This is a genomic window from Pseudopedobacter saltans DSM 12145, assembly GCF_000190735.1.
Lineage (GTDB): Bacteria > Bacteroidota > Bacteroidia > Sphingobacteriales > Sphingobacteriaceae > Pseudopedobacter > Pseudopedobacter saltans.
On the sequence record NC_015177.1, the window covers coordinates 4,069,328 to 4,082,593 of the forward strand.

The window sequence follows — 13,266 nt, forward strand, 5'->3', positions numbered from 1 at the left end:
GGAAAGCACTTAAACACGCAAATAGTACGTATCAAAAGTGAATAATTAAAATCTTAAGATTTATGATAAATAAAATAAAAGATATAGTAATCTCGCTTTCAGTCCTGTTGGTTGGATATAATTCTGTATCAGCATCCCAAGTGCAGAGTAGGCCAAATGTTCTTTTTATTATTGCTGATGACTTATCCTACCCGTATGCATCAGCATATGGCAATAAAATGATTTCTACACCTGGTTTTGATTATGTTGCCAATAAAGGAGCACTATTTAAAAATGCATTTGTTACGTCTCCCGGATGTAGCCCTTCTCGAGCAAGTATATTGACGGGTTTATATCCATGGGAATTGAAAGAAGCAGGAACACATGCCAGTTCATTTCCTAAGGAATTTAAAGTATACCCTGATATCTTAAAAGAAACAGGATACCACACAGGCTATACGGGTAAAGGATGGGGACCGGGTGATTGGACCGTTTCTGATAGAATAACTAACCCTGCAGGGCCAGAATATAACCAGCTTAAGTTAGAGCCACCTCATTCAGGGATTTCTAATATTGATTATACTGCTAATTTTAAGGATTTTTTAGATAAGCGGAAGGAAGGACAGCCTTTTTGTTTCTGGTTGGGTACTTTAGAGCCTCACCGTCCTTTCGAGAATATGTCTTGGACTAAGGAAAATTTAAACCTAAGTAATGCTGTAGTTCCTGGTTTTTTACCAGATAATGAAATTGTTAGAGGGGATTTACTTGATTTTGCTGTGGAAGTTCAGTGGTTCGATTCTCATATAATGAAATGTATCAATGAATTAAAAAATAGAGGTTTATTCGATAATACCATAGTGATAGTAACTGCGGATAACGGTATGGCTTTTCCGAAAGCCAAAGCAAACTGTTATGACGCCGGTATTCACGTTCCTCTTGCTATTTGTTGGGGTAACAATATAAAACCTCAGCAGGTGATAGACGAATTGGTCAGTTTGGTTGATGTTGCGCCAACATTAATGGATGTGATAGGTATAAATTCAAAAATAAAATACAGTGGAACGAGTTTATTGCCGCTATTAAAAGGGGTTAAGCATCATCCTCAAAAGATGGTATTTGCTGGGAGAGAACGCCATTCGTTTTCAAGATTTGAAAATAAAGGGTATCCAATGCGGTGTATTCGAACAGAAAATTATTTGTTGATACATAATTATGAGCCTGAGCGTTGGCCAGCGGGAGATCCTACCGAAATAAAAAATGGAAAATTAGCAAAGGCACACCAGGCTTATTATGATATCGATGATGCTCCGTCTAAAGAGTATTTGTTGGAAAACTATAAAGATCCTGCTGTTGAAAAGTATTTTAAATCAGCTACTTCTAAAAGGCCAGAATTTGAGCTTTTTGATATAAGGAATGATGAAGATTGTATGACCAACTTGGCGTCGGAAAAGCGATATACTAAAATCCTTTATGAAATGAAAAAAATGCTTAATAACAAACTTCAAGAAACAAAGGATATAAGAATAGGAGCGTATGCAGAGGTTTGGGAGACATATCCTCGCCTAGAAGGGAAAAGCAGAGTTTTTCCGAAGCCATAAATTTGATCGACCATCATATATTAAAGTGACATTTGAATATCTGGATGTCAAAACTGAAGTTAATTTTATTTTGGTTGGCGTTATGGTAATTCTGTGAGAGGTCTATTATTCAATTGGAGTAAAGAAAAACCCGATATTGCTCTAATAGTAATATCGGGAAATAAACTAATTACTCAATTTCATAACTTCTGTGGCTGCTAAAAGAAAAGCGCCAACTCCATATGGAGCGGCAGAGTCTTTGGTAACTGCTTTTGGAGCATGACCTATAGACTGTACATAACCTAATTTGCCGTCTTCATTTACATGTGATTTTAATGCATTCCAGGTTTTATAAACAATAGGCTTATATTTTTTCTTATCTAATATCCCTTTATTTATTCCCCATGCCAATCCATGTACAAAGAAGCCAGAAGCGCTGTTTTCAGGTTGTGGATAACTGTCTAAATCGAACATGCTAGCATGCCAAGATCCATTCTTATCATAACACTTAATAATGGTTTCAGACATTTCCTTGTATAAATTTAAATAATAATTGTAACTAGGATGTGATTTCGGAACGTTGTTGAGCATAAATGTTAATCCAGAATATACCCAGCCGTTTCCTCTGCTCCAGAACAAAGGTTTCCCATTATCTTCTTTGGCATTAATAAAACGCAGATCGCGAATAAATAGATGCTCGTTTTTGTTGTACAAAGAGTCGCAAGTGACTTTATATTCGGAGAAACAGAAATCGAGAAACTTTTTATCCTTATTCAGTTTATAGAGTTGAGCATACACAGGAGGTGCCATAAATAAAGCATCACACCACCCCCAACGTTCTCTGTTAGGTTTATTATTCACGGTTCGAAGCGATTCATTTAATGGGTGGTCCATGATGAATTGAACTCTGTCTACGACAGCTTTTATCATCTCTGGTTTTTTGTGTCTTTCATAAAGTTTGATGTAAGTTTGGCCAATACATAAGTCATCAGCATCGTATACTCTGTCTAACATATTCCAATTTAGACTTTGGCCTAAGTCAAGGAGAAAACGATCAATTTTATCTGATTTTTGATATTCGCCCCATTCGATGAGACCTCGGTAAAATGCAGCATGTACCCAACCTGCTTTTGGCCCACTTGTATCTGGAAAATTTTTAATTTGCCATTCAACTACCTTGTTTATAAGACTGTAGTCTTTTTTGTTTTGAGATTTACAAAATGGAATGCTATAAAAAAAAGAAAATATTATAGCCAATAAAAGCGTCTTATTAGTCATTTGTGGTTTTTTAATTGGTTGTTTATTTATTAAATTCTTATCCAAAGATAATACAGTGTTCTTTAAAAGCGAAAAACTAAAGATAACTTGTCTAAGAAGTGATCCTTATCTCAATACTCCTACTTCTTCTTCAGATGATATGCCAAGAACGGAAAGAATGACTGATGTAATTTTACCGACAGTGATAATGTTTGCTATATTATTATTTTTGGAGGAATTGTTTTTGATATAAATCGAAAAAATAGGAATAAGTGTAATGTTCCCCCCCCCCCCTCCCTTCCTAACAATATCTCCGTTAGGATGTTATGTCATTGAAAAAACATCTACAAAGATTCCTCAATAGCATCCCATAATAATTTTCTTTTCTCTAGGGCTGTTTTAGAAATGGCGATAACTTCCTGCCATTTTTCATCATCATCTTCGCAAAGCTCTAATATCATCTTCATTGCAAGTGGTCCATGTTCATCTGCGTCCAATTCTATATGTCTTTCAAAATAATAGATCAGTTTTTCCAAATTGGAATGAGGGAAGTTAGTTTGTATTTCTGTTAATATGCTGGTGAACATATCTGGAATTAAATCTTCCCTGCCAAAAGTAAAAGCAGCTGCGATTTCATGTGTTTTACCGTTAATAATCACATGAAAAGTGAAAGACAAAAACTCTTTTATTTTTAAAGGTAAATCACTTTTGTCAATCGTGTGCAATATATTGTCAGAGACACGTACCTGCAGAAGAAAACTTTGTAACATGGTCGTGTCTGCTTCTAAGCTTTCCATCGCGTCTAAATACATCTCGAAATGGCTTAGTCTGCGACCATCTATATACTCATCAGATTCTTCGGCAAGAACAATTTCGTTAATCAGATAACGTGTAGTAGGAAACGGAGAAGCAAACCAAGGAACAGTGATACAGGTTAGGCGTTGTTGTAGCGCTTTTAATAGAGACATGAAATCCCAAACAGCATACACATGACCTTCCATAAACTTTTGTAAGCCATAAACATTATTAATTTTATGATATAATGGATGATTTAATAAAATCCCTCTTTCTATAGCTATCGCAGCATTTATTTCCTCTATCTTCCTCATTGTTTTTGACTATTTAATGATAAGGCAAAGGTAGTACAATGAACTTTGATAAAATAAATGACAGCTATTTTTTTACTAAACGACAAATAAAAAAACCGAGACTTTGCTAAGCCTCGGTTTTCAATATAAGATCTTGATAAAGGGAATTATAAGACTTCATTTAATAAAACCTCACCATTTTCTAGTACTGTCGCATTATTTAAAGTGACTGTGGCTATCTGTCCCAAAGCTTCCTTAGTAAAGAAACCCTGATGACTAGTAATTAAAACATTAGGAAAGCTCATTAGTCTGGAAATGGTTTCGTCTTTTAAAACACTTTCAGAAAGATCTCTGAAGAATATATCTTCTTCCTGTTCGTAAACATCTAAACCTAAGTAGCCAATTTTTTGAGATTTTAATCCACCAATAACATCTTTGGTATTAATTAAAGCTCCTCGGGAAGTATTGATAATCATTACACCATCTTTCATCTTAGAGATGTTCTCTTTGTTAATGATGTATTTAGTCTCCGGTGTTAGGGGACAGTGTAAAGAAATAATATCTGCTTGTTCAAATACCTCATCTAGAGGTAAATAGTTTATACCTAATTTTTTTAGACTTTCATTTTCATAAACATCAAATGCAATAACTTTACAGCCTAAGCCTAACATGATTTTTGCGAAGGCTTGTCCGATTAGACCTGTTCCTATTAGTCCAACAGTTTTCTCAAATAAGTTGAAACCCACTAAGTGTTCAATGGAAAAATTATTCTCCCGCACACGGTTAAAAGCTTTATGCGTTTTACGGTTTAGCGTCATGATTAATGCCAAAGAATGCTCGGCAACTGCTTCGGGAGAATAGGCAGGTACACGTAAAACTTTAATATGATGTTCTTTCGCCGCTTCAAGATCTATATTATTATAACCGGCGCAACGCAATAAAATGCCCTTTACACCCAGTTTAGATAGAATAGCGATAGTCTCTTTGTCAACTTTATCATTAACAAATACGCATACAGCTTCGCAACCTTCTGTAAGATTGGCTGTTTTTTCGGTTAAAGCAGTTTCGAAGAAGATGATATCATGGTTATAGTTACGAGCATATTTCTTAAAATATTCTTTGTCGTATGATTTTGAGCTAAAAAAGGCGATTCTCATGATCAGGAGTGTGTTGATGTTAAAAGTTAAATATCCAAAAATCTTCAATTATAATGGTAACTGAAGTGATTTTTGTCACAAACAAAAAAGGCTGTTTACAAACAGCCTTTATATGTTAGAACACAGCTTCGGCAATTTGTCTTGTTTGCTCAGGTCTGCCCATTGTGTAAAAGTGAAGTACCGGCGCGCCAAATTTAATCAGTTCTTTACATTGCTGTATCATAAATTCGGTACCTATCTGTTTTACGTCTTTTGTTGTTTTACAGCTTTGCACTGCTTCAACTAAATCTTGTGGTAAATCAATGTGGAATATCTTAGGAAGATTTATAAGTTGACTTAATGCGCTAATAGGCTTTAATCCTGGAATAATAGGGATATTTATGCCATGCTCGCGGCATTTGTTTACAAAGTCAAAATATTTTTGATTATCGAAGAACATTTGCGTTACAATGAAATCTGCACCCATATCTACCTTTTGCTTTAAGTATCTAAAATCGGTTTCCATGTTTGGAGCCTCAAAATGTTTCTCCGGATATCCCGCTACCCCAACACAAAAGTCGCTTTTGTATTCAACCTCTATATCCTCATGTAAAAATTTCCCAGCGTTGTGATTCTTTACCTGTTGTAAAAGATCGGAGGCATAAGCATGTCCGTTTGGTGTAGGTATAAAAGAACCATCAGCTTTTCGGGCATCACCTCTTAATACCAATACGTTGTCTATACCCAGGAACTGAAGATCGATTAAAGCATTCTCGGTTTCGTCCTTGGTAAAGCCGCCGCATATCAGGTGGGGCACCGCATCTACCTTGTATTTATTTAGAATTGCGGCACAGATTGCAATAGTTCCGGGTCTTTTTCTATAAGAAAGTTTTTCTAATAAACCATTATCCTTTTGTTTGTAGATATAGTCTTCTCTTAATGAAGTTACATCGATAAAAGGCGGTTTGAAATCTAATAAAGGCTCAATGGCATCATAAATCCACTGGATGCTCTGGCCCTTAGCGGGAGGAAGTAACTCGAAAGAAAACAGAGTTTTTCCGTTAGCGTTTTTTATATGATCGGTGATTTTCATTTTTTTACAAGTATAAAGATTTTTAGTATCAGGTATCAAGAATTAAGACACTTGATAAGTCCATTAAGCATTTTTTGAATTTCTGCTGTTTTGTAAATTAATTCGGAGTACTGTTCCTGTGTTACTAAATCAACCTCTTTAGCTATAATTATTTGTGTTTCTAATTCGAAAGAAGAGCCTAATGCTATATCTAAAAAGCGTCTGAAATCCTTTTCCGACTTTCTACTACATCCTTCTGCAATATTTGAAGGAATAGAAATTGCGGATCTGAACATTTGGCTATCCAGACTAAATTTATGTTCAGAAGGAAATGCTTTTGTGATCTCAAAAATCAACCTGGAAAGTGATATTCCTTGTAGCCAAACTTTAAGCTCTTTGAAATTATGCATTTATTCTAATAATAGAAGTACTCTTGATACTTATTACTCTTTAATATCCCAAATTAGGGCTTAACCATTTTTCTGTTGTTTCTAAATCCATTCCTTTGCGTTTTGCGTAATCTTCTACCTGATCTTTGGCTATTTTTCCAACTCCGAAGTATCTGGATTGAGGATGTGCAAAATAGTATCCGCTAACGGCTGCAGTTGGATACATAGCAAAGCTTTCCGTTAATTTTAAGCCTATTCTGTTTTCAACATCAAGCATACTGAATAATGTTCCTTTTTCGGTATGATCTGGACAAGCCGGATATCCCGGAGCAGGGCGAATACCTTGATATTTTTCTTTGATCAATTCTTCGTTGCTCAATTTTTCTTGAGTGGCATAACCCCAATATTCGGTTCTTACCAACTCATGGAGCTTTTCTGCAAAAGCTTCAGCTAGCCTGTCAGCTAAAGCCTTGGTCATAATGCTATTGTAATCGTCAAAATCTTTTTCAAATTCTGCGACCAGCTCATCACAGCCGAATCCTGTAGAAACTGCAAAGGCTCCGAAATAATCTTGTAATCCTGTGCTTTCCGGGGCGATGAAATCGGATAATGCGTAATACGGTTCGCCAGCCGGTTTCTGATTTTGTTGCCTTAGTGTGTGGATTACAGTTTCATTTCCTTCCACATTTAGTACTATATCGTCACCTTTACTATTAGCAGGCCATAATCCAAACACCGCTTTAGCAGTTAATAGCTTTTCTTCAATAATTCTTTTTAATAGTGTTTGTGCATCATCAAAAAGTTTTTGGGCTTCTTTGCCCACGGTTTCGTCTTGCAGGATTCGCGGATAGGCCCCTCGTAGTTCCCATGCGTGGAAGAAAGGAGTCCAGTCTATATAAGGCAGGAGCTCTTCTAAAGGGTAGCCTTCTATAGTTTTTGTTCCTATAAAATTTGGCACTTTAGGTAATCCTTCGTTCCAATCTATCTTAAACTGCTCTTCTCTAGCCGTTTTTATATCTCTCAGCGTTTTGTCTACACGCTTTTTATTATAGTTATCTCTGGTTTTGGCGTAGTCCTCTTTTATTTGTTGCTTGTATTCGGCATTGGTTTCGGTGTTCAATAAGTTACTACAAACGGTAACACTTCTAGAGGCATCTAAAACGTGAATAACCGGACCACTATAATTAGGGTCTATTTTTACTGCAGTGTGAATTCTGGACGTAGTTGCACCACCAATCATCAAAGGAATTTTAAATCCTTCGCGTTCCATTTCTTTAGCAATGTGAACCATTTCATCTAAAGACGGGGTGATTAGCCCGCTACAGCCAATAATGTCAACATTATGTTTTCTTGCTTCTTCTAAAATGGTAGTGGCCGGAACCATTACGCCAAGATCTATAATCTCGAAGTTGTTACAAGCCAGAACAACACCTACGATATTTTTTCCGATATCATGTACATCTCCCTTTACAGTGGCCATTAAAATTTTACCAGCCGAACTGCTTTCACCTTCTACTTTTTCTGCTTCTATATAAGGGAGTAGAATAGCTACTGCCTTTTTCATCACCCTTGCCGATTTTACCACCTGTGGTAAAAACATCTTTCCGGAACCAAAAAGATCGCCGACAACGCCCATTCCATCCATCAAAGGACCTTCTATAATTTCTAACGGCCTGGCATATTTAAGTCTAGCTTCTTCTACATCTTCATCAATATGGGCAACAATACCTTTTACCAGGGCATGAGAAAGTCTTTCTTCTACAGTTCCTTTGCGCCATTCCTCATCTTTTACTATAACTTTTCCTTTGTTTTTTACCGTTTCGGCAAAATCGACTAAAATTTCTGTGGCATCAGGTCTTCTGTTTAGGAGTACGTCTTCTACTTTAATCAATAGTTCTGGTTCTATTTCCTCGTAAACTTCCAGCATTCCTGCATTTACAATACCCATATCCAAACCTGCTTTAATGGCGTGGAAAAGAAAAGCCGAATGCATAGCCTCTCTTACTGGATTATTTCCTCTAAAAGAGAATGATATATTTGATACCCCTCCGCTTACTTTTGCATAGGGTAGATTTTCTTTTATCCAGCGTGTTGCGTTAATAAAATCTACGGCATAGTTAGCGTGTTCCTCCAAGCCGGTACCGACTGTTAGAATATTCGGGTCGAAAATGATGTCTTCTGCAGGGAAGTTAACTTCGTTAACCAATATATCATAAGACCTTTTACAAATCTCAATGCGGCGTTCGTAATTATCGGCCTGACCTTTTTCATCAAAAGCCATAACTACTGTCGCAGCACCATATTGTTTTATCTTTCTGGCAGATTCTTTAAATTTTTCTTCTCCTTCTTTTAACGAGATGGAGTTAACGATCCCTTTTCCCTGTAAGCATTTCAATCCGGCTTCGATAACTTCCCATTTGGACGAATCGACCATTACCGGTACTTTACAAATATCCGGTTCTGAACTTATCAGATTTAGGAATTTAGTCATTGCGGCAACAGAGTCCAGCATTCCTTCGTCCATGTTAACGTCAATAACCTGAGCGCCACCTTCTACCTGTTGACGGGCAACAGAAAGTGCAGTCTCGTAATCTCCGCTTAGGATAAGTTTCGAGAATTTAGGAGAACCCGTGATATTGGTACGTTCGCCAATATTTACGAATATACTATCGGGTTTGATATTTACCGCCTCAAGACCAGACAAACGCATCCAGCGTTCTGGTTGCGCTATTTTTCTAGGCGTATATTTTGCTGCTGTTTCAGCTATTCTTTTTATATGCTGCGGAGTTGTTCCACAACAGCCACCTACCATATTCAGGAAGCCGGAAGATAAAAAATCGTCTAAAAGACCAGCGGTTTGTTCAGCTGTTTCATCATACTGGCCGAATTCATTTGGTAAGCCGGCATTTGGATACGCAGAAACAAAAACATCAGCCAATTCTGATAATTCCTGTATATATGGACGCATATCTTTTGCTCCTAAAGCACAGTTTAAGCCGATAGAAAGCAAATCTCCATGGCGCATAGAGTTCCAGAAAGCTTCGGTTGTCTGTCCGGATAATGTACGGCCGGAAGCATCGGTAATGGTACCCGAAATCATGATCTCTATTTTCCGACCGATTACCTGCTCATATTTTTTAATGGCAAATATAGCTGCCTTTGCATTCAATGTATCGAAGATGGTTTCGACTAAAAGTAAATCGGCGCCGCCATCAACCAATCCTCTCACTTGTTCGTAATAAGCGGATTCCAATTCGTCAAAAGAAATGGCTCTAAAACCAGGGTCGTTTACATTTGGCGAAATAGATAATGTTCTGTTAGTTGGGCCAATAGCTCCGGCTACGAATCTTGGTTTATCAGGGTTTAAAGCAGTAACTTCTGTAGCAACTTCTTTGGCAATTTTTGCGCCTTCGTAACTTAGTTCATAAGACAGATCTTCCATATGATAGTCTGCCATAGAAATGCGTTGCGTACTGAAGGTGTTCGTCTCTATAATATCCGCTCCGGCGAGCAAATATTCTTTATGTATAGCCTTTATGATATCGGGGCGTGTGATATTGAGCAAATCGTTATTGCCTTTAACATCGCAAGTATGATCTTTAAATCTTTCTCCACGAAAATCCTGCTCGGTAAGTTTGTAATTCTGAATCATAGTGCCCATTGCGCCATCTATAACCAAAATTCGTTTTTTTAATTCTTCCCTGATATCCATATCCGTAAAAATAACCAGTATTCACAACCCCACCAAATGCTATGTTGTTGTTTATCAATCTAATTAATGCTTAGTTAGAAAAGTCGGCTGTATGAAATTGATGACTTTCACTTATCTGTCCCGGGATTTCTTGTATATATTCCCAAGTAGAATTTAGCACCTTGTAAGCACAGGTTGCTAAGACTTCGTAGGGTCTAATCCCTCCGTCTTTCTTTATAAGCGATGCAAAGATGCGATATAGTTTGGTGAAATGCAAATAATTAAGACACGAGCTTTAAGCTAAAATCATTAAGCAGTTAAAGGTATGTTTCCCGATTGTAAAATTTTAGAACACCTGACGTTTTTATTAAAAAAGTCAGGAAAACTTCTCTTAACATTGCATGGAATTTTTGGATATTAAAAATGCGTTTAGTTTCAAATGGGATCTATCGCTGTTGTCGAGTTATATAAAGAGCTTCTATGTTTAAATATATTTGGGGTATATTGTTTCTGAGTCTTTTTGGAATAAATAGTGTTTTTGCACAAAAAACAATTGTTAGCGGAGTAGTGAAGGATGTTACTACAAAAGAGACCATTCCTTTTGCAAATGTTTTTTTTAACGGCACCCAAGCAGGTACCCAGGCCAATATAGATGGTGTTTTTACCATTAGTACTACCAACGCCCAATATAATATACTGAAGTTTGTTTATATGGGATATGAAACCAAATTGGTGACCATTGCAGTGGGTAAAACACAACGAATTGAAGTTTTAATGACACCTTCCGCCAAGGCACTTAAGGAGATTGTTGTTACTAAAAAGAACAAAGCAAAATACAGTAATAAGGAAAATCCAGCGGTAGAGCTTATACGAAATGTAATTGCCCATAAGGATGATAACAGAGTAAAGGAACTTAATACGGTATCTTATCGGAAGTACGAGAAAATGACTTTTTCGATGGATAACATCTCTGATAAATTCAGAAATAACAGATTGTTTAAAAATTATCAGTTTTTATTTCAGGAGCAGGATACTAGCAAGTTTGGAGGTAAGTATATTCTTCCGGTTTATATAGAAGAGCGACTGACAGATAATTTTTATAGAAAGAATCCCAATTTTAATAAAATTATAGTACTGGGAGAGAAGCAGGCAGAGTTTGACAAAAGATATGTAGACAATAAAGGCTTACAGAACTATTTTAAGAGGATGTATGAAGATATTGATATCTATGCAAATAATATCTCTATCATCAGTAACGATTTTTTAAGCCCAATCGCCGCTTCTGCTCCAACATTCTATAAATATTTTATTACTGATACGATTAAAAATACGGAACCAAAGCTAGTTGAGCTGTCTTTCTTTGCCAGAAATAAAGGCGATATGCTTTTCAATGGAAAACTTTATGTTACGCTGGATGGGAAATATGCCGTTAAAAGAGCCCGCTTATCGGTAAATAAAGATATCAACCTGAACTTTGTGCGAGGGATGAATATTGATTTGGATTTTGATGCTGATGAAAACAGGCATTATAATTTGAGCAAAAGCCATTTATCAGTAGATTTTGGCATTAACAAAGAAAAGGGATTCGGTTTTGTTGGGGACAGAACGGTTTCCTATAAAGATTATGCAATTAATAGACCCCTGCCGGATAGTGTTTTCATCGAAGAAAAGGTTACCAGCGCTGAGCCTAAACAAGTGCTGAAAGGAGAAGGTTTTTGGGAACAAAACAGATTGGATACCATATCATCAAACCAGTTGAGTATTTATAAAAATATCGACTCGCTGCAAAATATCCGCTCTTTCAGAAGGACTATGAAATATGGGACTTTGTTAATAGCAGGCTATCAAAATCTGGGGGGGTATGACATGGGACCTTTTAATACCTTTTATAGTTTTAATAATGTAGAGGGTTTCAGATTACGCGTTGGTGGTAGAACTACAACCGAACTCAGTAAGAAATGGTATTTTGAGAACTACCTAGCTTATGGATTTAATGATCAAAAAATAAAATATTATTTAAGCGGAGCTTATGCTTTTAATAATAAATCCATTTATACATTCCCACAGCATTTTATAAGAGCCAGTTTTCAACGAGATACAAAGATTCCGGGGCAGGAATTGCAATTTGTACAGGAAGACAATATTTTATTGTCTTTTAAGAGAGGTGTGAACGATATGCTTTTGTATAATGATTTCTATAAACTGGAGTATATCAAAGAATTCGAAAATCATTTTTCTTACGGCTTGCAGTTGAAAAAATGGACGCAAAGTCCAGCTGGAGGTCTATATTATCAGGCATCATCGGGAGATTTTGTTAGTAAGCTAACAACGAGTGAAGTCGCTTTTAACTTGAGATATGCTCCAAATGAGAAATTTTATCAGGGTAGAGCTTACAGAACGAGTTTTGTAAATAAGTATCCGATTTTTAATTTAAGATACTCTCTGGGACTTAAAGACGTATTGGGCGGAGAATATAACTATCATAATTTAAATGGGAGTATTGATAAGCGTTTTTATTTGTCTCAGTTGGGTTACTCTGATGTAAGGTTGGAAGGATCTTATATTTTTGGAAAACTACCCTTTCCGTTGTTAAGTATACATCGGGCAAATCAAACCTATGCTTATCAGGTGTATTCATATAACCTGATGAACTTTTTGGAGTTTGTCAGTGATCACTATGCCGGAGTATTTGTAGACCATAGCTTTAACGGATTCTTTTTAAACAAAATCCCCTTAATCAAACATCTTAAATTAAGAGAAGCGGTTTCTATTAAGGCCTTATTTGGAGGTTTACGTGATGAAAATAATCCCAATTTAACTTCAGACGGTACCTACAAATTTCCATTGTTTGATAACGGACAATCTAGAACAAATAGTTTAGGCAAGGCACCTTATCTGGAAGGAAGTGTGGGTTTATCCAATATCTTTAAGGTACTAAGAGTCGATCTGGTAAAACGCATTAATTATTTAGACCATCCGGAAGTTTCGGAATGGGGAATTAGAACTCGCATCAAATTCGATTTTTAAGCAGCTTATAAGCAAATAAACATTTTTTCCGTTATATTATAATGGGATAT

The 13,266-nt window shown here is 36.4% G+C and carries 8 protein-coding genes and 1 riboswitch; of the genes, 2 read left to right on the forward strand and 6 right to left on the reverse strand.

The window, feature by feature from the left end:
• The first annotated feature begins 62 nt into the window (after window positions 1–62).
• Window positions 63–1,577, forward strand: coding sequence for a sulfatase family protein (locus tag PEDSA_RS17140; RefSeq protein WP_013634427.1), 1,515 nt, complete (start codon window positions 63–65; stop codon window positions 1,575–1,577).
• Window positions 1,578–1,742: 165 nt separating this feature from the next.
• Here the strand turns inward: PEDSA_RS17140 and PEDSA_RS17145 are convergent, their stop codons facing one another.
• From PEDSA_RS17145 to metH, 6 genes are all read right to left on the reverse strand, one after another.
• Window positions 1,743–2,834 (reverse strand): glycoside hydrolase family 88/105 protein, encoded by a 1,092-nt coding sequence (locus PEDSA_RS17145; protein ID WP_013634428.1) that lies wholly within the window; start codon window positions 2,832–2,834, stop codon window positions 1,743–1,745.
• 323 nt (window positions 2,835–3,157) lie between these two features.
• Window positions 3,158–3,922 (reverse strand): DUF3050 domain-containing protein, encoded by a 765-nt coding sequence (locus PEDSA_RS17150; RefSeq protein WP_013634429.1) that lies wholly within the window; start codon window positions 3,920–3,922, stop codon window positions 3,158–3,160.
• Between the two features lie 146 nt (window positions 3,923–4,068).
• Window positions 4,069–5,058, reverse strand: a complete 990-nt coding sequence (locus PEDSA_RS17155) for a 2-hydroxyacid dehydrogenase (RefSeq protein ID WP_013634430.1) — start codon at window positions 5,056–5,058, stop codon at window positions 4,069–4,071.
• A gap of 115 nt (window positions 5,059–5,173) precedes the next feature.
• Window positions 5,174–6,130, reverse strand: a complete 957-nt coding sequence (metF, locus tag PEDSA_RS17160) for a methylenetetrahydrofolate reductase [NAD(P)H] (protein ID WP_013634431.1) — start codon at window positions 6,128–6,130, stop codon at window positions 5,174–5,176.
• 35 nt (window positions 6,131–6,165) lie between these two features.
• On the reverse strand, window positions 6,166–6,519 hold the full coding sequence (locus PEDSA_RS17165; RefSeq protein ID WP_013634432.1) for a four helix bundle protein: 354 nt from the start codon (window positions 6,517–6,519) through the stop codon (window positions 6,166–6,168).
• Between the two features lie 40 nt (window positions 6,520–6,559).
• On the reverse strand, window positions 6,560–10,210 hold the full coding sequence (gene metH / locus PEDSA_RS17170; RefSeq protein ID WP_013634433.1) for a methionine synthase: 3,651 nt from the start codon (window positions 10,208–10,210) through the stop codon (window positions 6,560–6,562).
• Window positions 10,211–10,318: 108 nt separating this feature from the next.
• Window positions 10,319–10,432, reverse strand: a riboswitch (SAM riboswitch).
• Window positions 10,433–10,669: 237 nt separating this feature from the next.
• On the opposite strand from metH, the gene PEDSA_RS17175 reads away from it, so the two are divergent.
• On the forward strand, window positions 10,670–13,216 hold the full coding sequence (locus PEDSA_RS17175; protein WP_013634434.1) for a DUF5686 and carboxypeptidase-like regulatory domain-containing protein: 2,547 nt from the start codon (window positions 10,670–10,672) through the stop codon (window positions 13,214–13,216).
• The last annotated feature ends 50 nt before the right edge of the window (window positions 13,217–13,266 follow it).